The organism is Methylobacterium sp. J-030, from assembly GCF_022829545.1.
Classification (GTDB): domain Bacteria; phylum Pseudomonadota; class Alphaproteobacteria; order Rhizobiales; family Beijerinckiaceae; genus Methylobacterium.
Genome location: NZ_JAKSYM010000264.1, coordinates 41,578 through 60,827, shown reverse-complemented (window position 1 = coordinate 60,827; position 19,250 = coordinate 41,578). Strand labels below are relative to the sequence as shown.

The following is a 19,250-nucleotide window of genomic DNA, read 5'->3' as shown; positions in this document are numbered from 1 at the left end:
GCAGGCTCGCCAGGGGCTCCGCAAAGGCCGATCCCGATCCGAGCGCCGAGGCCACGCGATCCGCGACGACCACCCGCAGGGCCGCCTGGACGGTGGCGGCGTCGGCGCGCTGCGCCACACTCTTGTCCAAGGCGGCGATCCTGTCGGCCTGCTCCTGAAGCCGCCGATCGACCGCCTTCGCGGCTTCCGCGGCCTGGGTCTGCCCGGCCTCGGCGGCGGTGCGGCTCGCCTGTGTGGCCGCCTGGACCGCCTCGGTGGCGGCCTTCACGCGGCTGTCGAGGGTCTGCTGGAGACCGTCGAGGCGCTGGCCGAGGGCGGCATCCGCGTCGGCATTCGCCTTGGTCTTCTGCTCCACCTCGCTCTGGAGCGCGGCGAGTTTCTGGGACGTGTCCTCGGCCGCGCCCGCACTCGCTCCCTTGGCCTCCAGGGACTTCAGGCGCGTGTCGAGGTCGGCGAGCTGTTGGCCGTTGTCCTGGACCGCATTGAGCTTGGACTCTGCCGGCTGGTCGCGGCCCGGCTCCTCCTGAAGTGCGGCGACGCGCTGATCGAGGCTGTCGAGGCGCGCCGCCAGATCGGCCGGCACCGCCGGCGCCTGACCGGAGGCGGAGCTGTCCGGCGCTGCGGCAGCCGGCGCGGGGGCGCTGCCCGCCTTGTCGAGGGCCTGCTTGGCGGTCGTTTCGGCCGTGCCGATCCGCTTGTCGAGGGCCGTCAGCGCATCCCGGGGTGCCAGCCCGTCGAGCCGGCCGCTCAGGGCCGCGATCTGCCCGGAGAGTTTTTGATCGAGTGCGTTCAGGCGCGGATCGGGGCCGATTCCGGCCGTCTCGGCCCCGAACAGAAGCCCCGCGCCGATCACGCCGCCCAGCAAGCCCGCGGCCGCGAGGGAGCCGAACCCGGCCCGCCCCCGGGATGCCGGAGCAGCGGCCGCCGTGCCGGCGGCGACGCCCGGGATCGACCCCTTCGCGGCGGCTTTCGGAGCCTCCTTGCCGGCGTCCCTGGGCGGCTCCTTGCCGCCCGCCTTCGCGTCCTGGCCCGGCTCCTTGGCGGGTCCCGGCGGATCGGGGATACGCTTGGCCTTCATGTCGAGGATCGGCCCGGCCGTGACCGCGGCGGCGGTCACCGCACCCGCGGCGCCCGGGGCGGGTCCGCCTGGACGAGCGCCGGCCTGCGGCCCGGAACCCGGCTGCTGGCCCGCGCCCGGCTGGCCGGGCTTCGGCGCTTCGGTCCGCGCGGCCTCCGGCTTGCCGGGCTCGGCGCGCCCCGCAGCCGTCGCCGAGGCGGTCGAGGCCGTGGACGCAGCGGAGGATGAAGCCATCCTGGCGGCATCCGGCGCCGGGGCGGATCCCGGCTTCGGCGCGGTCGACGGGCCGGTCTCAGGCTTGGGCGTCTCTGGCTTGGATGTCTCGGGTTTACCGGAGGCGTCCCTGGGCGGCATCATCCCGGCCGCTTCGGTCTTCACGGCATCGGTCTTCGCAGCATCGGGCTTGGCGGCCTCGGGCTTGGCGGCACTCGGCTGCGCGGCCGGACCGGCGGACGGCTTCGCATCGGTCGTTCCGGGCTTGGCGGCGACGACCGGGTCGGTCGCCGGCCGCGGCGTCGCACCGGCGGGCGGGGACCCGCCCGCGGCCGGCCCGGGCGTGCCCGGTTTCGCAGTTGCGGTCGCGCCGGTCGCGGTCGCGCCCGGTCTGGTCTCGGACGGATTGGGCTGCCCGGGCTTGGCGGGCGCAGCATCCGGTCTGCGGCCGCCGGAGCCGGGCTTGTCGGCGTCGCTGGGTGGTGGCGTCACGGGCAAGTCCTCCAACTCTTCGGCGTCGCCGCGCCCCCCTAGCACCGCCCCGGCCCCGGGCGCGAGGGCGAGATGCGGCGGCCCGGCCTCCGTGTCACCGCACGCCGGGCCGGGCGGCGGCGCGAGGGCGTCCAGCATCTCCGCTTCCCGCGGACGCGCCGCGACGAAATGGACCGGAACACCCGCCGCTTCCAGGGGTGCGGCAACGTCCGCTGACAGGCAGTAATGCCTCAGGCGGCGGAAAGCTCCGCCGTGGCCCGCGGCTTCGGCGAGCGCGAGGGCGATCGCAGCGCTGCGGCGGGAGTAATGCAGGGCAGCGTCGAGGGCGCCGTCGGCGAGGGCGCGGGCGACCGGATCGGGCAGGGCCGGCAGGGCTTCCGCCGCGTAGGCCACGAAGGTTGTGACGTGGAATCCGGCCGCCGACAGCGTCGCCGCGGGCTCTGCCTTCCGCTCGGCCCCGGCCGCGTGGAGGAGGCGCGCGCCGGGCGGCAGCCACTCGCGCGCCAGGGCGGCGAGGCCGGCGGCATCGCCCGGCCCCTCGCGGACCGATCCAACCCCGGCCTCCGCCGCCAGCGCGGCCGTGCGGGCGCCGACCGCGAAGACCGGGAGGACGCGCAGCGCCGCGAGGTCCTGCAGGGCCGGCACCGCGTTAGCGCTGGTGAGCAGCAGCGCGTCGAACGGGCCATCGGGCGGACGCTCCCCGGTCGGCCGCAGGGTGAGGACCGGGGCCACGAGCGGCGCGTGGCCGCGCGCCGCCAGCGCCGCGCCGGTCCGTGTCGCGCCGGGTTCCGGCCGCGCCACCCAGACGCGCAACGCTCAGCCTTCCAGGGTCAGGCGGACGCCGTGGCGCGCCTCCGCCCCCGGCGGGAGCAGACGCTGCGAATCGCGCTCGGCCAGGTCGCCGGAAAAATCGGCCCAGTCGGCGTAGCCGGTCCAGCATTCGAGCGAGAGGAACGGCGCCGTGGGCTTCGTCCAGACCGCGAGATGCGGAAAATCCGCCATCTCCATCCGGATCGCCTGACCCGGCCCGGTGAAGCGCATCGCCCGGCTGCGCGCCCTCCGGAACACGAAGGCCTCGGTGAAGATCGCGGGATCGAGGGGCAGGGTGTCTCCGGTGAGCGGAATCGGCTGCTCTTCGCGCAAGAGCAGGCCGCCGGGACCGACCTGCGGGGCGAACGGGCGCTCCGCCTGCTCGAACACAACCGCGTAGCCGCCGTCCTTCGCCCGCACGCCGCCCGCGAAGGGCCACGGGAAGGCCGGGTGGAACCCGAGCGCGTAGGGCAGGGGCGTGTCGCCCGGATTGGCCACGGTGACGTCGAGATCGAGGCCCGCCGGGCGCACCCGGGCGGCGACGTCGAGCCGGAAGGCGAAGGGGTAATGCGCCCGGGTCTCGGGCCCGTCGGTCAACCGCAGGGTCACCGCGTCGGCGCTCTGCTCCACCACCGTGAAGGGCAGATCCCGGGCGAAGCCATGCTGGCCCATCGGGTAGCTCTCGGACCCGACCTTCACCCGCCCGCCCGCCGAGGCGCCGACCACCGGGAAGAGCCAGGGGGCATGGCGGTTCCAGTGGGCCGGATCGCCGCTCCACAAAAACTCGGCCCCGCCGACCCGCCAGGAGACCGGCTCGGCGCCGTGCGTGGCGAGGGCGGCCGTGGTGCCGTCCGCGGCTTTCAGCTCGATGCGCGTGCTCACGGTGATCTCCCGGTCGTCCTCGGAGAGCCGAGGTAACGGAGGCGGGCCGGGGCGCAAGGGGCGTTTGCCGGCTCGGCTGGGTGATCGACAGGGATCCGAAGACATCGCGGTGCGTCGGTTGTGCTCCGAGCGTTTCCCGGGCGCATGCAGCGAAAGCCGAATGTGACCCGGGAACCAGCACGAGACTTCGCGAAGCGTCCCTCTGTATCAAACTGTGCCGCTTGGGCGGCGCTTTCTGTGCTAGGTCCCGGATCAGGTTCCGCTGACGCTCCACCTGTCCGGGAAAGGGGTGCGCGAGATGAAGCCGGGCACGCCAATCCCGCACTGCGCTTGGCCAACCCTCTCGAAAGGGCGGCGGGGGGTCACCGGAGCGGCGTGGCGGAGCAGGCTGCACGACGCGAAGGACCTCGCTACGATTTCAGTCCGCAGCCGCGCCGCTGCATCAGTCGCAAGGATTCGGGACAGCATCCTGATGCACCCTTCCCGATACGCACAGGCGCCGACGGATCATGAAGACCGATTCATCGCCTGCCCTGAAGGCGTTCGCGACGCTCCGGTTCGAAGGAGACAGCCTCGACGCGTCCGCCGTGTCCGATGTGCTGCGGGTCGCACCGACGCTCGCCTATCGGAAGGGTGAGCCGTACCGGCTCGGAAAGCGGGGCGTGGAGAAGATCGGGGAGACCGGGTACTGGCTCCTGAACACGAAGGATCGGGTCAGAACGTCCGACCTCCGCGACCACGCCGCGTGCATCATGAACATCCTGGGGCACGCCACGGCATGCGTGAAGCAGGACGAGACGTTCGATCGCCTGAAATCCGTCGTCGGCGCGGCCGGCTTGTCCACACTCGTCACGCTGTTCTGGTTTGGCGAGGCCGGCGCGCAGCCGCCGGCGGTCGACCCGCACCTGGAAGGCTTGGTGCATAAGCTGCAGGGCACGATCGAGACCGATTTCGCGACCCAGGGCCGCGATCCGGAGCGGATCGCCGGCCAGGCGGCCTGAAGCTGCCGCACCGCACCCGCGGACCCCGTCACGCCGCCGAGCCCAGTCCCGACAGCACCGCCTCGGGCGGTCCGGAGGCGACCAGCCGCCCCGCCTCCAGCACGTGGACCGCGTCGGCGCCCTCCAGGGTCGAGAGGCGGTGGGCGATCAGGATCAGCGTCCGCCGGCCCGAGAGCGCCCGCAGCGCCCGCATCACGGCCGCTTGCGTCTCCTCGTCGAGGGCGGAGGTCGCCTCGTCGAACACGATCACGTCGGGGTCGTGGTAGAGGGCCCGGGCGATGCCGAGGCGCTGACGCTGGCCGCCCGAGAGCCGCGCGCCCCGCTCGCCGACCCGCGCGTCGTAGCCCTGCGGCAGGGCGGCCACGAAGTCGTGCGCCCCCGCGAGCCGCGCCGCCCGCTCGACGGCAGCGCGGTCCGGCCCGTCGAGACCGAGGGCGATGTTCTCCGCCACCGTGCCGTCCACCAGAAAGACGTCCTGCGGCACGTAGCCGATCCGGTTCTGCCAGGCCGGCAGGGTGGCGGGATCGAGGGGGCAGCCATCCACGGTGATCCGCCCGGTGCCGGGGCTCAGCACCCCGAGGATCAGGCCGGCGAGCGTCGACTTGCCCGATCCGGTCCGACCGGCGAGGCCCACCGTGGTGTTGACCGGGATCGTCAGGTCGATCCCGGCGAGGGCCGAGTGGCCGGTGCCGTAATCGAAGCCGATCCCCTCCAGCCGGATCTCCCGCGCGAAGGGCAGGCGCTCCGCATTGCGGCGCGGGACCACGCGCTCGTCGGCGAGTTCGTCCACGATCACGCGTACCGCCGGCAGGGTGAAGCGCATCAGCGCCACCGAGGTGAAGATGTTCTGGAAGGCCGGGAGCATCCGGTAGCCCGCGAAGGCGAACAGGCCCAGCAGCGGCAGGATCCCGGCCACGTCGAGCCCCTGGGCCAGGGCGAACAGCACCACCACGATCACGCCGCCGAAGGCGAGCGCCTCGATGACGAAGCGCGGCATCTGGCCGGTGAGCAGGCTCGCCGCGGTGGCGGTCGCGTAGGTGCGGGCCGGGGCGTCGAACCGGGCCGCGAAGTCTTCCGCCCGGCCGTAGAGCTTCAGCTCGGTGAGCGCCCCGAACGTCTCCTGCACGATCCGGAAACGGGCCTCGTTGTCGGCCACCGTGCGGGCGCCGAGCCGGGCGAGGCGGGCCCGCATCACGAGGTAGATCCCGACATAGAGACCGCCGAAGCCGCCACCCAGGATCAGCGCGAGCTGCGGCGCGTAAGCCAGCAGGAAAACGATCACCGAGAGTGCCGAACTCGCCCGCGAGGCGAGCACCGTGGCGGGCGTCAGGGCGCCGACCACGAGCCGGTCGGTCTCGGACAACACGTTCTTGGCGAGCTCGGCGCTGTTGGCCTGCGTGAAGAACAGCCGCTCCCGGTCGAGGTAGCGGAACAGCAGGCGCCGGCTGAAGCCGTAGCCGGCCAGATGCGTGAACCGGAGCTGAGCGTAGGTCAGCCCGGCATTGACCAGGGAAGTGACCAGGATCGCCGCCAGCGCGGCGGCGCCGGCGACCAGCAGGAACGCGCGCTCGTCGGTAAGGCCGAGGAAGGCCCGCGCCTGCGCCAGATAGGGAACGCGGGTCGCCGCGGAGGGATCGCCCACCAGCGTCAGGAACGGAATCACCGCGGCGACGCCGATCACCTCCAGCAGTGCCGCCCCCGCGAGGCCCAACGCGATCAGGGCGAGGCGCCGCCGATCGGGCGCCCGCATGGCGCGCACGAGATCGATCAGCGCGCGCATGGGGTCGGGGGTCTCGGCGGGGCGTCTCGCATGGCCGGGTCGGGCTTAAGGGCGCCGATCCGGCCTGTCCACGGCAGCCTCAGTCGAGCTTCTTGAGCGAGCCGAGATCGACGTCGCCGTTCTGGCTGGAGAAGGTCAGGGACTTCGAAGACCCGTCCGCCTGCGAAACGCCGCCGATCCGATGATCGCCGCTGTCATAGGTCGAGACCTGCCCGTCACGCTCGATCAGCAGGCGGTGCTTGTCGGGGAAGAAGGCGTATTTCATCCCGTTCTGCGCGCCGCTGGTCGCAGGATCGCCGAGATCCTTCGGCCACCAGGGCTCCATGCCCTTCATCGGCTCCATGGGCTTCATGGGTTCCATGGGCTTCATCGGTTTCATCGGCTCCACGGCGTGCATCCTCCTTGCGGTGAGAGACAGGAGGACGCGGCAGGGCTGGAAGGGTTGCATGCCACCCCGCCCCGTCGTGGGATCACACCGGCGGCCGGTCGCGCGCCGCCCGCTCCCGGACCTGTCCGTCGAAGCCGACATGGAGCTGGTGCTCGCGCCCGTCCCGGTCCTTGGCGGCGACGTCGAGGTGGCGCGGGCCGCGTCCGGTGACGCGGACGTCGCTGTAGCCGGCCGCCTGCACGGAGGCCGTCAGGGCGGGGAGGTCGAGCGTCGGCCCGAGGCCGATCCGGTCCTTGGCCCAGTCCAGGCTCCCCATGGGCGGGCCGCCGGCCGGGCCGAGCACGACCTTGCGCCCATCCCCGTGGGTCAGCACCTGGGCGTGCAGGAAGCCCGTCTCGAACCGCCCCTGAACCGTGACGGCCTCGCCCTTGGCGACGAGCGTGCCGTCCTCGCCCTCGCGGCCGGTCTCGACCAGGGCGCGGCCGGTCGGGTCCTGGACCACGAACTTGTTGCCATAGATCTCTGCAACCGTGCCGCGGATCGCCGTCGCCCCCGAGGGGGCCAGGGCCTGGATCGCCACCGGCTCGACCGGCGTCGGCTGGAAGCTCGTTCCCTGCGCCAGGGAGAGGCCCACGGCGCCGAGCGCCAGCGGGGCGGCCAGGGCGCCGATCACCCAGGTCCGCCGGGGGATCGTGCGAAGCGCCGGCTTGGCGGGATCGGGGATTTCCCGCGCGGTACCGTCGATGGTCTTGATGTCGGTCATGATGTCGTCCTTCAAAAGGTCCGGATCCGTTCGACCCGATGCCCCTTCGTAAGGCGCCCCCGGCAATCCGGACTGAACCAGCCGGTTCAGCCCCGGTTAAACCCAGCCACCTAGAACGATCAGGCGCCGAACCTCTCGCGGTATCAAGCACTTGTCCGCGGCTGTTGAAGCGGGTCGAGACCGCCCCCGGACCGGCGGGCAACGCGGGGAGCCGGCCCTAGATGCCTGTCCGAGCACGGTTTCGGGCGGCGGAGGATGGACGGGTGAAGATCCTGCTGGTGGAGGACGATACGGCGCTCGCCGCCGAGGTGGCCAAGGTGCTGCGGGCGGAGAACTTCGTCCTCGACCACGCCGCCACCGGAGAGGACGCGCAGCATCTCGGCGAGACCGAGGGCTACGACGCCGTCGTGCTCGATCTCGGCCTGCCGAAGGGCGACGGCGTCTCGGTGCTGCGCGCGTGGCGCGGGGCCGGGCGGACCCTGCCGGTGCTGGTCCTCACCGCCCGGGACGGCTGGAGCGACAAGGTCGCGGCCTTCAAGGCGGGGGCGGACGACTACCTCGTCAAGCCTTTCCGGGTGGAGGAGCTGGTGATCCGCCTGCGCGCCCTGGTGCGGCGATCGCAAGGTGGGGGTGCCAGCCGGATCACCTGCGGCCCCCTGAGCTTCGACACCGGTCTCGGCGCCTTCGAGCACGAGGGCCTGCCGCTCAAGCTCACCGGCCTCGAATGGCGGGTCTTGTCGTGCCTGATGCTGAACCGCGAGACCGTGGTGCCGCGACCGCATCTGATCGAGCGGGTCTACGAGGGCGACGCGGACGTCGATTCGAACTCCGTCGAAGTGATCATCACCCGCCTGCGCCGGAAGATCGCGCCGGCGCGGATCGAGAGCGTGCGCGGCCACGGCTACCGCCTGCACGCGGAGCCCGCCTGATGGCGCTGGGAACGCCGCGCCGCTCGCTGCGCACCCGGCTGCTCGCCGTCGCCCTGGTGCTGGTCCTGGCGGCCCTGGTGGTGGCGGGCCTCGCCATCGGCGTGATCCTCCACCGGTTCGTGCGCGGGCAGCTCGACGGGCGGCTCGACGCGCAGATCGTCGCCCTCCGGGCCGGGCTGGAGGCCGGGATCCTGCCGGAAAACCTCGACGCGCCGCCCTACGACAGGTCGGGCCCCGTCGACGGGCCGGGTCCCGGCTGGGCCTGGATCGTGCGGCGCGGACCTGAGACGATCCGCTCGGGCTCCCTCCACGGCGGCGACATCCGCCTGTCCGACACCGGGCCGGAGGACGACCCAGGACGCCCGCATCCAGCCTGGGGTACTGGGCCCCGCGGCCAGCCGCTCTACGCGCGCATCCTCAGCCTGCCGGGTCCCTCACCCGCCACGATCGTGGTGGCGGCCCCGGCAGGCGAGCTGTACGGGCCCCTGCGCGAGGTCCTGACGAGCCTCGCCCTGGTGTTGGGAATCCTCGGCCTGTGCCTGCTGGCCGGGCTGGCCGTTCAGGTGCGACTCGGCCTCGCACCGCTGCGACGCCTGCGGGCCGACCTCGCCGCGGTCCGATCCGGCACGCGGGAACGGGTTCCGGCCGAGCAGCCCGCCGAGATCGCGCCCGTCGTGGCCGAACTCAACGCCCTCCTCGACCAGAACGCCCGGAATCTGGAGCGGGCCCGGGGCCACGTCGCCAACCTCGCCCACGCCCTGAAGACGCCCCTGGCCACCCTGTCGATGGCGCTCGCCGCCCCCACCCGCGACCCGGACGGGGCGCTCCGCCAGCACGTGGAGGATATGGACCGCCGGGTCCGCCATCACCTGCGCCGGGCCCGGGCGGCGGCGCTCGAAGGCTCGGCCCGGACCCGCACGCCCCTGGCACCGCGGCTCGCGGACCTGCGCGATGCCCTCACGCGGCTCTATGCCGAGAAGGGCGTGGCGATCGAGCTGGCCGTGCCGGAGGATCTTGCGGTGTCGTGCGAGGGCCAGGACCTCGACGAGATGCTCGGCAACCTCGTGGACAATGCCTGCCGCTGGTGCCGGGGGCGGGTGCGGGTCTCGGCGGCAGCCCCGGACGGCTCGGTGCATGTGCGGGTGGAGGATGACGGGCCGGGGCTCGACCCCGCGGCGGCGGCGGCCGTCATGGCGCGGGGCCGCCGCCTGGACGAGGGCGTGCCGGGCCACGGCTTCGGCCTGCCGATCACCCTGGAACTCGCCGAGCTCTACGGTGGGGGCTTGAGCCTTGCGCGCGCGGACCTGGGCGGCCTGCGGGCGGACCTGGTCCTGCCGGCCTGATCCGGACAAGTCCCGGTTTCAAAAGGTCCGGGACCTTTTGCGGGTGCAGGGTGGAACCCTGCTGGGCTCGTGCGAAGCCCGATATCGGGGCTCCGGCCCGACACCCCGCCAAAGGGCTGAGCCCTTTGGAAACCCCGCCCTTCAGCCCAGGGCTTCCCGCAGGATCGGGCGGATGCGCGGGTCGGTGCAGTGGGCGACGTTGAAGCGCATGTAGCCATTCCAGGCATCCGACAGGCTGAACGACGTCCCCGGCGCCAGGACCATGCCGCGGGCCAATGCCCGGCGGGCGACCGCGGCCCCGTCGCGGCCATCCGGCAGGCGCATCCACAGGAAGAACCCGCCCCGGGGCTGCGCCCAGGGCTCCAGGCCGCAAGCGGAGAGCTCCGCGGAAGCCTTCACCATCGCGGAGGCGAGCCGGCGGCGGGTCTCGGCGAGGTGGCGGCGGTAGGCCCCCTCGGTGATCAGCGCATGCACCAGAGCCGCGGTGACGTGGCCGTTGCCGAGGCTCAGCGCCAGCTTGAGATCGACCAGGGGCTCGACCCAGTCGGCCCGGAGCGCGATCCAGCCGCAGCGCGCGGCGGCCGAGAGGGTCTTGGAGAAGCTGCCGATCTGGATCACCCGCTCCAGCCCGTCGAAGCCCGCGAGCCGCGGGGCCGCATCCGGCTCGAGATCGCCAAAGATCTCGTCCTCGACGATGAGCGTGTCGTGCGCCTCGCACAGCTTCAGCAGCCGATGCGCCGCCGCGGGGGTGAGGCTCGTGCCGGTCGGGTTCTGAAGCGCCGCGTTGGTCAGGTAGAAGCGCGGATGGTGCTGTTCCAGCAGGGCCGCCAGCGCCTTGAGGTCCGGCCCGTCCGGGGTCATCGGCACGCCGACCACGGCGACCCGGTGGGCCCGCAGCAGCGCCAGGAAGTTGAAGTAGCAGGGGTCGTCCACCAGCACGGTATCGCCGGGCTGGAGCAGGAAGCGGCAGACGAAGTCCAGCGCCTGCGTGGCCGATTCGACCAGCACGATCTGGTCGGGCTCGGCGCCGACGCCCTTCTCGCCGATCTTGCGGGCGATCTGACGGCGCAGGGGCTCGTAGCCGAGCGGCCGGTCGTAATTGGTCATCTCGAAAAGGTTGGCCCGGGCCACCCGGCGCAGGCCCCGCCGGATCGCCTCGTGCGGCATCCACGATTCGGGCAGCCAGCCGGCCCCGGGCTTGAGCTGCTCGGCCCCCGCCTGCTGCGCCTGCCGGGTGATCCAGAGCGGATCGACGATCCGGTCGAGCCGCGGCCCCATCGCCTGGAGCGAGAGCGGCCGGGTCTTGCCGGCAACGTAGAAGCCGGAGCCCGGCCGGGCCACCACCGCCCCCTCGGCGGCCAGCCGCTCATAGGCCTCCACCACCGTGGACTTCGAGACGCCCATGGCATCGGCGAAGACCCGCACGGAGGGGATCCGGACGCCGGGGACGAGCCGCCGGGCCGCGATCCGCGCGCGGATCTCGCCGGCCACGGCCTCGACGCGGGTCCCGGGGACATGGGCGGTGATCGACATCCGTACTGCTCGTTTCGCCGGACAATTCTTCCGAACCGTACCGAATTGTGCCTGTCACCGCCAGCCCTGCGGTGACAGGATCGACCCACCCCGGAGATATGGAGGAGGGGATCATGGATCAGTGCCTTTCACAGACCGCCGTCGCCCGACCCCGCTGGATCGCCCGGGCGGCACGGGCCATCGCCTTGGTCGCCGCTGGGATCCGGGCCGGCCTGTCGCGTGCGGCCATGAACCGGCGCGTGCTGCACCGCCTGTCGACCCTGTCGGCACGGGAGCTGAAGGATATCGGGTTGACGCCGCAGGACGTGGCGGATGCCTGCGGGTCTGGCGTCTTCGACGCCATCGACCTGCTGAACGGCCGCCGCGACGAGCGCCGGTCCGCACGCGGCGCGACACGGCATTGGTGATAGGACGGTCTGCGCGCGCCGGCCCTTGCCTCAAGCGCCATCACGGAGATCCCACCGATGAGCAGAAGTCCCGTGATGGCCCCGGGCGCGACGGCGGTCGGACCCTATGCGCACGGTGTCCGTGTCGGCGACACCGTCTACCTGTCCGGCCAGACGCCGATCGACGGTGCGACCGGCCGGTTGGTCGCGGGTGGGATCGCGGCGCAGGTTCATCAGTGCTTCCGAAACCTCGGCGCCGTGCTGGCAGCGGCCGGGCTCGGCTTCGGAGACGTCGTGAAGTGCACCGTGTTCCTGACCGACATGGGCGACTTCGCCGCCATGAACCAAGTCTACGCGGAGTACTTCGCCGAGCCTTATCCGGCACGCACGACGATCGGCGTGGCGGCGCTGCCCCTTGCGGCACAGGTCGAGATCGAGATAATCGCGTCTGTCCCACGCCCCTGACGCACAGTCGCGAGGGTGCGAGCGCGCCGAAATGCGCAGCACCGCTCGATCGGCATCGGCTCACCGGTGGCCGACAACCATCGGGTGCTCGGCAGCAACCGATCCCGAAGGTCACCGCCCGGAGCCCTCCCGGATCGCTGACCGCATGCGTTCGGCGCGGTCCGGAACTGACATGCCAGAACTGATGTGCAAGATCCGTCGGACCGCAGATCCGTCATCTGGCCAGGGACCGTCATCCCGGGCGAGGCATTCGATCTGAGGACATGTCCAGGGGGGCGTGGCGCGGGCGACGGGGCTCGAACCCGCGACCTCCGGCGTGACAGGCCGGCACTCTAACCAACTGAGCTACGCCCGCACGGCGTGGTCGCCTCGAAGGGGTGTTTCGCCCGGCGACGGGGCGGGGTTTATGGGGCGGCCGGGGGGCTGTCAAGCACGTCCGACCGGGTTTCGTGCGGCGGCCCGTCGATGCCCCTGCGCGCTTCCGTCGTGTTGCAGGCATGCCGCCCATGCCCATCTCTGGGGAAGACGGACAGCCCTCTTTGTGCGACGCGACAAGCCATTGTCACGGGCCGGCGGCTCGACTAAGCCTCCGGCCGCGCGCATCCTGGCATAAGAACAATTCCACGGGCGAATCCGGGTCGGCGTCGCACCGCGGTTTTCCTTGTCTCGCGAGGCCCTGGCATGACCGGATTGTTGGCGGATTACCTGCCGCTCATCGTCTTCATCGGCGTGGCACTGTTTATCGCCACGGCTCTGCTGGTCGTGCCCTTCCTCGTCGCGTTCAAGAGCCCGGATCCGGAGAAGCTCTCCGCCTACGAGTGCGGGTTCAACGCCTTCGACGACGCCCGCATGAAGTTCGACGTGCGGTTCTACCTCGTCGCCATCCTGTTCATCATCTTCGATCTCGAAGTCGCGTTCCTGTTCCCCTGGGCGATCACCTTCGGGGATCTGGGGTGGTTCGGCTTCTGGTCGATGATCGTCTTCCTCGGCGTGCTGACCGTCGGCTTCGTCTACGAGTGGCGCAAGGGCGCCCTCGAGTGGGATTGAGCTCCGTCAGCCCCCCGCCCGCACCGGATTTCGTCGAGTCGCCGATGGCCCTGATCACCGAAACCAACCGCGCCCCCGCGATCGCCCCCCAGCCGAAGGGGATCATCGATCCCAACACCGGCCGCCCGATCGGCGCGGACGATCCGACCTTCCTGTCGATCAGCGACGAGCTGGCCGACCGGGGCTTCCTGCTCACCACCACGGACGAGCTGATCAACTGGGCCCGCACGGGCTCGCTGATGTGGATGACCTTCGGTCTCGCCTGCTGCGCGGTCGAGATGATGCAGATGTCGATGCCGCGCTACGATTGCGAGCGATTCGGCTTCGCGCCCCGCGGCTCGCCCCGCCAGTCGGACGTGATGATCGTCGCCGGCACGCTCACCAACAAGATGGCCCCGGCCTTGCGCAAGGTCTACGACCAGATGCCGGAGCCGCGCTACGTCATCTCGATGGGCTCCTGCGCCAACGGCGGCGGCTACTACCACTACTCCTATTCGGTGGTGCGCGGCTGCGACCGGGTGGTGCCGGTGGACATCTACGTGCCCGGCTGTCCGCCCACCGCCGAGGCGCTGCTCTACGGCGTTCTGCTGCTGCAGAAGAAGATCCGCCGCACCGGCACGATCGAGCGCTGAGGAGCCGCCATGACGAACGGCATCTCGATCCTCTCGCACACCCAGCCGGTCTACGGCGACGACGCCGTGGCGGCGATGGCCGAGCGGGTCGTCGGCGCCCTCGGGCCGGCGGTGGTGTCGCACGCCATCACGTTCGGCGAGCTGACCCTCGTAGTGCAGGCCTCCGACATCGTCTACGCGTTGACCTACCTGCGCGACGATCCGGCCTGCGCGTTCCGCAACTTCATCGACATCTGCGGCGTGGACTATCCGCAGCGCGAGAAGCGCTTCGACGTGGTCTATCACCTGCTGTCGCTGCGCCATAACCTGCGTATCCGGCTGAAGGTGCAGACCGACGAGGTGACGCCCGTCCCCTCGGTGATCGAGGTCTTCCCGGCCGCCAACTGGTACGAGCGCGAGACCTACGACCTCTACGGGATCCTGTTCTCCGGCCATCCCGACCTGCGCCGCCTGCTCACCGACTACGGCTTCGAGGGGCATCCCCTACGCAAGGATTTCCCGCTCACAGGCTTCGTCGAGGTCCGCTACGATCAGGACCAGGCGCGCGTGGTGTACGAGCCTGTGAAGCTCACGCAGGAATTCCGGAACTTCGACTTCTTGTCCCCGTGGGAAGGCACCGACTACGTGCTGCCCGGCGACGAGAAGAAGTCGGCATGAGAGCGAATAGCGAGTAGTGAGTAGCGAATAGGGGGCTATCGTGGATCGATCTGCGATTGTTTCCTATCGGGATTTGAAGGTTTGGCAGGACGCCATGGCGCTGGCTGAGGCATGTTACCGGGAGACGCGGGCGTTCCCGCGCGAGGAGATGTTCGGTCTAACCGCACAGATCCGGCGCGCCGCCACGTCGATCGCTGCCAACATTGCGGAGGGTCATGGCCGTGAGACAGGTGGAGCCTTCGTTCAGTTCCTGCGCATCGCGCAGGGCTCCCTGAAGGAATTGGAGACACACATCATTCTGTCGAACCGCATCGGATTCGTCTCCACAACGGCAGCCGATTCGCTTCTCGGACGCGGCGAAGAGATCGGAAAAATGCTGCGCGCGTTGATCCGCGCGATCCAAAAAACCGACGCGAGCCGATAGGGACAGATGATGATACCGAATCCCTACTCGCTACTCGCTACTCCCTATTCGCTTTCCGGCGGAGCCGGCCGATGACCGAACACAACATCCGCAACTTCGCGATCAACTTCGGCCCGCAGCATCCGGCGGCGCACGGCGTGCTGCGCCTCGTGCTGGAACTCGACGGCGAGGTGGTCGAGCGCGTCGATCCGCATATCGGCCTCTTGCACCGCGGCACCGAGAAGCTGATCGAGCACAAGACCTACCTGCAGGCGACGCCCTATTTCGACCGGCTCGACTACGTGTCGCCGATGAACCAGGAGCACGCCTTCTGCCTGGCGATCGAGAAGCTCGCCGGGATCGAGGTGCCGCGCCGGGCGAAGCTCATCCGCACGTTGTTCTGCGAGATCGGCCGCCTCCTGTCGCACCTGCTCAACGTCACCACGCAGGCGATGGATGTCGGCGCCCTCACGCCACCGCTCTGGGGCTTCGAGGAGCGCGAGAAGCTGATGATCTTCTACGAGCGGGCCTCCGGCGCCCGGCTCCACGCCAACTACTTCCGGCCGGGCGGCGTCCACCAGGATCTGCCGCCGAAGCTCATCGATGACATCGAAGCGTTCTGCGACCCGTTCCTGCAGGTCGTCCAGGATCTCGACGACCTCGTCATGGCCAACCGCATCTTCAAGCAGCGCAACGTCGACATCGGCATCGTGTCGGTCGATGAGGCGATGCAGTGGGGCTTTTCCGGCGTGATGGTGCGCGGCTCCGGCATCCCCTGGGATTTGCGCAAGGCGCAGCCCTACGAGTGCTACGAGGAGATGGAGTTCGACATCCCCGTGGGGAAGAACGGCGACACCTACGATCGCCAGGTGATCCGCATGGAGGAGATGCGCGAGTCGGTGCGCATCATGAAGCAGTGCGTCGCCAAGCTGCGCGAGCCCGCCGGCCAGGGGCCGATCGCCTCGATCGACGGCAAGTTCGCCCCGCCGCCGCGCCGGGAGATGAAGCGCTCGATGGAGGCGCTCATCCACCACTTCAAGCTCTACACCGAGGGCTTCCACGTGCCGGAAGGCGAGGTCTACGCCGCCGTGGAAGCACCCAAGGGCGAGTTCGGCGTGTATCTCGTGTCCGACGGGACCAACAAGCCGTATCGCTGCAAGATCCGCGCGCCGGGCTTCGCGCATCTGCAGGCGATGGACTGGATGTGCCGCGGGCACCTTCTCGCCGACGTCTCCTGCGTGCTCGGCACGCTCGACATCGTGTTCGGCGAAGTGGATCGGTAAGACAGACGCGATGGCCAACCGCAGACTCGCCCCCGCCTCCGAGCAGCCCCAGACCTTCGCGTTCTCGCCCGAGAACGCCGAGTGGGCCAAGACTCAGATCGCCAAGTACCCGGAGGGCCGTCAGGCCTCCGCGGTGATCTCGCTCCTGTGGAAGGCGCAGGAGCAGAACGGTGGCTGGCTGCCGCGGGCGGCGATCGAGGCTGTGGCGGCCGAACTAGGCATGCCGAACATCCGCGTGCTGGAGGTGGCGACCTTCTACACGATGTTCGCCCTGGAGCCGGTGGGCCGCTTCTGGATCCAGGTCTGCGGCACGGTGCCGTGCGATTCCTGCGGTGCGCGCGGACTTAAGGACATGCTCCAGGCGCGGCTCGGCGCGCCGGGTCACGTCTCGGCGGACGGCACCTTCTCCTGGCTCGAGGTCGAGTGCCTCGGCGCCTGCTGCAACGCGCCGATGGTGCAGATCAACCAGGATTATTACGAGGACCTGACGCCCGAATCGCTGGGCCAGCTGATGGACGACCTTGCCGCCGGCCGGCCGGTGAAGGTCGGCTCGCAGACCGGGCGCGTCTCGTCCGAGCCCCAGGGCGCCGTGAACACGCTCACCGACCCGACGCTCTACGACGGCTCGCGGGTCGGCGCGTGGCGCAAGCGCTTCGAAGAGGCCGGCAAGGCAGAGGATCCGGCTGCAAAGACCGGTGAGGCCGCCTCCGGCGCGCAGCAGGCCGCCGAGAACCCGAAGCCGGCCCGGCCCGATGCCGGCCGCCCGGTCGAGCGGACCGTGAGCGACGCCCCGGCCCAGCGCGCGGCCGCGGGCGAGACTCCGATCAAGCCCGAGGACCGCGCGGACGCCGCCGAACGGGGCCGGTCCACCGCCAAGCACGGCGCCGCCCGCCCTGGCGACGCCGACGTGCTCGATTCGCCGGCCAAGCGCATCGCCGAGGGTGAACCCGCCGCGGGCGAGCAGGGCAAGCAGGACGTGCCGGACCGCGATTCGGTCCCGCAGCAGCCGGAGGCCTCCGGCGCCAGCGACGCCGAGGTTGCGGCCGAGGCCGAGGAAGCCCGCGTCGCCGGGGCGCTGGCGGCGTTGCCGAAGGATGCCAGCGCCGAGCAGAAGGCCGACGCGGTCGGTAGGCGGCCCCCGGGCCTCGACGCCGCCCGGGCCGGTCAGCCCGACGATCTGACCCGGATCAAGGGCGTCGGCCCGGGCAACAGCCAGCGCCTGAACGGGCTCGGCATCTATCATTTCGACCAGATCGCCGCCTGGAGCCGCGACGAAATCACCTGGGTTGGCACCTACCTCGCGTTCCCGGGTCGCATCGACCGGGAGGACTGGGTGGGGCAAGCCAAGACTCTGTCGGGCACCGGAGCGTGACCGCCATGGCCGAGGTGTCGAACGACCTGATCTACGAGGTGCTAAAGGCGATGCAGACGCGCCTGGGCACCGTGGATGAAGGCCTGCGGGAAGTGCGTGGCGAGCTGAAAGGCATGCGCATCAGTCTGCAGGCGCAGCAGGTTCAGATGAACGCCGTGCAGACGGACGTGGGTAACCTGTACGAGGCGTTCGGCGCTCTCGATTCGCGGCTCGCCCGCATCGAGCGCCGCCTCGACATCACCGACGCTCCGGTCAGCTGAGGGATTTTTGGACATGCTGTCGGATCAGGATCGCATCTTCACCAACCTCTACGGGCTGCAGTCCCCGGGCCTGGAAGCCGCGAAGAAGCGCGGCGCCTGGGACGGGACCAAGTTCCTGCTGGAGCAGGGCCGCGACTGGATCATCGACGAGATGAAGGCCTCGGGGCTCCGCGGCCGCGGCGGTGCGGGCTTCCCCACCGGCCTCAAGTGGTCGTTCATGCCCAAGAAGTCCGACGGGCGCCCGCACTACTTGGTGGTCAACGCCGACGAGTCGGAGCCGGGCACCTGCAAGGACCGGGAGATCATGCGGCACGATCCGCATCTCCTGATCGAGGGCTGCATGCTGGCCTGCTTCGCCATGGCGGCGCATGCCTGCTACATCTACATCCGCGGCGAGTACGTCGCCGAGAAGCACGCCCTCCAGAAGGCCGTGGACGAGGCCTACGCGGCCCGCCTCGTCGGCCAGTCGAACGTGCACGACTATCCCTTCGACATCTACGTCCACCACGGCGCCGGCGCCTATATCTGCGGCGAGGAGACGGCGCTGATCGAGAGCCTTGAGGGCAAGAAGGGGATGCCGCGGCTGAAGCCGCCGTTCCCGGCCAACATGGGCCTCTACGGCTGCCCCACGACCGTGAACAACGTCGAGTCGATCGCGGTGGCCGGCACGATCCTGCGGCGCGGCGGCGCGTGGTTCGCGGGGCTCGGCGGCAAGAACAACACCGGCACCAAGCTCTTCTGCGTCTCCGGCCACGTCAACACGCCGTGCAACGTCGAGGAGGAGCTGGGCATCACCTTCCGCGAGCTCATCGACCGTCATTGCGGCGGCATGCGTGGCGGCTGGGACAATCTTTTGTGTTCCATCCCCGGCGGATCCTCGGTTCCCCTTGTTCCCGCGGAACAAATCGTCGACGCCAAGATGGATTTCGACACCCTGCGTAACCTCGGCTCCGGCCTGGGCACGGCGGCGGTGATCGTGCTCGACAAGTCCACCGACATCGTCGCGGCGATCACGCGGATCTCGTACTTCTACAAGCACGAGTCCTGCGGCCAGTGCACGCCCTGCCGCGAGGGCACCGGCTGGATGTGGCGGGTGATGCAGCGCATGACCGAGGGCCGCGCCCAGAAGCGCGAGATCGACATGCTGTTCGAGGTCACCAAGCAGATCGAGGGTCACACGATCTGCGCGCTCGGCGACGCGGCGGCCTGGCCGATCCAGGGTCTGATCAAGCATTTCCGCCCCGAGATCGAGAAGCGGATCGACCGCTACACCGCCAACCCGCACAGCGAGCCTGTGCCGATGGCCGCGGAGTGATCCGATGGTCGACCAACCCGACAACCTCGTGCTCGTCCTCCTGCGACGCATCGACGGGAAGGTCGACCGCCTGATCGACGACGTGAACGACGTGAAGGCCCGGATGTCGGCGGTCGAGGAGAACCTGGCCGGCGTACATCGCCGCATTGATCGCATTGAGCTTCGCGTCGAGCGCATCGAGCGCCGCCTCGATCTCGCCGACGCCCCGCACTGAGATT

General features: G+C 70.6%; 19 protein-coding genes, 1 tRNA gene and 1 pseudogene. 14 read left to right on the top strand and 7 right to left on the bottom strand.

Annotated features, from left to right (window positions below; translation table 11 throughout):
- Nucleotides 1-1,891: 1,891 nt before the first annotated feature.
- Both MKK75_RS19600 and MKK75_RS19595 read right to left on the bottom strand, forming a co-directional pair.
- Nucleotides 1,892-2,596: pseudogene (locus MKK75_RS19600) on the bottom strand (uroporphyrinogen-III synthase); the annotation flags it as partial.
- 3 nt (nt 2,597-2,599) lie between these two features.
- A complete protein-coding gene (locus MKK75_RS19595; RefSeq protein ID WP_244044193.1) occupies nt 2,600-3,475 on the bottom strand; it encodes an aldose 1-epimerase family protein in 876 nt (291 codons plus the stop codon).
- Nucleotides 3,476-4,062: 587 nt separating this feature from the next.
- Here MKK75_RS19595 and MKK75_RS19590 point away from each other — a divergent pair.
- Nucleotides 4,063-4,476, top strand: a complete 414-nt coding sequence (locus MKK75_RS19590) for a DUF4279 domain-containing protein (RefSeq protein WP_244044192.1) — start codon at nt 4,063-4,065, stop codon at nt 4,474-4,476.
- A gap of 28 nt (nt 4,477-4,504) precedes the next feature.
- Here the strand turns inward: MKK75_RS19590 and MKK75_RS19585 are convergent, their stop codons facing one another.
- From MKK75_RS19585 to MKK75_RS19575, 3 genes are all read right to left on the bottom strand, one after another.
- Entirely contained in the window at nt 4,505-6,256 is a 1,752-nt protein-coding gene (locus MKK75_RS19585) for an ABC transporter ATP-binding protein (protein ID WP_244044191.1), read from the bottom strand.
- 79 nt (nt 6,257-6,335) lie between these two features.
- Nucleotides 6,336-6,626, bottom strand: coding sequence for a hypothetical protein (locus MKK75_RS19580; RefSeq protein ID WP_244044208.1), 291 nt, complete (start codon nt 6,624-6,626; stop codon nt 6,336-6,338).
- A 100-nt stretch (nt 6,627-6,726) separates the two neighbouring features.
- Entirely contained in the window at nt 6,727-7,407 is a 681-nt protein-coding gene (locus MKK75_RS19575) for a DNA-binding protein (RefSeq protein WP_244044190.1), read from the bottom strand.
- Between the two features lie 263 nt (nt 7,408-7,670).
- Between MKK75_RS19575 and MKK75_RS19570 the strand changes: the two genes are divergently transcribed.
- Nucleotides 7,671-8,336 carry a response regulator transcription factor gene (locus MKK75_RS19570; protein WP_244044207.1) on the top strand — a complete coding sequence of 222 codons (666 nt, stop codon included), beginning with the start codon at nt 7,671-7,673 and terminating at the stop codon, nt 8,334-8,336.
- Nucleotides 8,336-9,679 carry a sensor histidine kinase gene (locus tag MKK75_RS19565; RefSeq protein ID WP_244044189.1) on the top strand — a complete coding sequence of 448 codons (1,344 nt, stop codon included), beginning with the start codon at nt 8,336-8,338 and terminating at the stop codon, nt 9,677-9,679. The genes MKK75_RS19570 and MKK75_RS19565 overlap by 1 nt, the downstream gene beginning before the upstream one ends.
- A 141-nt stretch (nt 9,680-9,820) precedes the next feature.
- Here MKK75_RS19565 and MKK75_RS19560 read toward each other — a convergent pair whose 3' ends face one another.
- Entirely contained in the window at nt 9,821-11,212 is a 1,392-nt protein-coding gene (locus MKK75_RS19560; protein WP_244044188.1) for a PLP-dependent aminotransferase family protein, read from the bottom strand.
- A gap of 113 nt (nt 11,213-11,325) precedes the next feature.
- Between MKK75_RS19560 and MKK75_RS19555 the strand changes: the two genes are divergently transcribed.
- Nucleotides 11,326-11,619 (top strand): DUF1127 domain-containing protein, encoded by a 294-nt coding sequence (locus MKK75_RS19555; RefSeq protein WP_244044187.1) that lies wholly within the window; start codon nt 11,326-11,328, stop codon nt 11,617-11,619.
- Between the two features lie 57 nt (nt 11,620-11,676).
- Complete coding sequence (locus MKK75_RS19550) at nt 11,677-12,063, top strand: RidA family protein (RefSeq protein ID WP_244044186.1); 387 nt, start codon at nt 11,677-11,679, stop codon at nt 12,061-12,063.
- A gap of 278 nt (nt 12,064-12,341) precedes the next feature.
- Here MKK75_RS19550 and MKK75_RS19545 read toward each other — a convergent pair.
- Nucleotides 12,342-12,418, bottom strand: a tRNA-Asp gene (locus tag MKK75_RS19545).
- A gap of 326 nt (nt 12,419-12,744) precedes the next feature.
- Here MKK75_RS19545 and MKK75_RS19540 point away from each other — a divergent pair.
- The 9 genes from MKK75_RS19540 to MKK75_RS19500 all read left to right on the top strand — a co-directional run bounded on the left by MKK75_RS19540 (nt 12,745) and on the right by MKK75_RS19500 (nt 19,246).
- Nucleotides 12,745-13,110 (top strand): NADH-quinone oxidoreductase subunit A, encoded by a 366-nt coding sequence (locus tag MKK75_RS19540; RefSeq protein ID WP_007560754.1) that lies wholly within the window; start codon nt 12,745-12,747, stop codon nt 13,108-13,110.
- Between the two features lie 44 nt (nt 13,111-13,154).
- The gene (locus tag MKK75_RS19535; RefSeq protein WP_161393000.1) at nt 13,155-13,742 is read left to right on the top strand and encodes a NuoB/complex I 20 kDa subunit family protein; all 588 of its coding nucleotides are present in this window, start codon (nt 13,155-13,157) and stop codon (nt 13,740-13,742) included.
- Between the two features lie 9 nt (nt 13,743-13,751).
- Nucleotides 13,752-14,399 (top strand): NADH-quinone oxidoreductase subunit C, encoded by a 648-nt coding sequence (locus MKK75_RS19530; RefSeq protein WP_244044185.1) that lies wholly within the window; start codon nt 13,752-13,754, stop codon nt 14,397-14,399.
- Nucleotides 14,400-14,439: 40 nt separating this feature from the next.
- Nucleotides 14,440-14,823 carry a four helix bundle protein gene (locus MKK75_RS19525; protein ID WP_313901876.1) on the top strand — a complete coding sequence of 128 codons (384 nt, stop codon included), beginning with the start codon at nt 14,440-14,442 and terminating at the stop codon, nt 14,821-14,823.
- Nucleotides 14,824-14,894: 71 nt separating this feature from the next.
- Entirely contained in the window at nt 14,895-16,085 is a 1,191-nt protein-coding gene (locus tag MKK75_RS19520; RefSeq protein WP_244044183.1) for an NADH-quinone oxidoreductase subunit D, read from the top strand.
- A gap of 10 nt (nt 16,086-16,095) precedes the next feature.
- Nucleotides 16,096-17,457 (top strand): NADH-quinone oxidoreductase subunit NuoE, encoded by a 1,362-nt coding sequence (nuoE, locus tag MKK75_RS19515; RefSeq protein WP_244044182.1) that lies wholly within the window; start codon nt 16,096-16,098, stop codon nt 17,455-17,457.
- Between the two features lie 5 nt (nt 17,458-17,462).
- Nucleotides 17,463-17,717 (top strand): hypothetical protein, encoded by a 255-nt coding sequence (locus MKK75_RS19510; protein WP_244044181.1) that lies wholly within the window; start codon nt 17,463-17,465, stop codon nt 17,715-17,717.
- Nucleotides 17,718-17,730: 13 nt separating this feature from the next.
- Nucleotides 17,731-19,032: an NADH-quinone oxidoreductase subunit NuoF gene (nuoF, locus tag MKK75_RS19505; RefSeq protein ID WP_244044180.1), complete on the top strand. Its 1,302-nt coding sequence runs from the start codon at nt 17,731-17,733 to the stop codon at nt 19,030-19,032.
- 4 nt (nt 19,033-19,036) lie between these two features.
- On the top strand, nt 19,037-19,246 hold the full coding sequence (locus MKK75_RS19500; protein WP_244044179.1) for a hypothetical protein: 210 nt from the start codon (nt 19,037-19,039) through the stop codon (nt 19,244-19,246).
- The last annotated feature ends 4 nt before the right edge of the window (nt 19,247-19,250 follow it).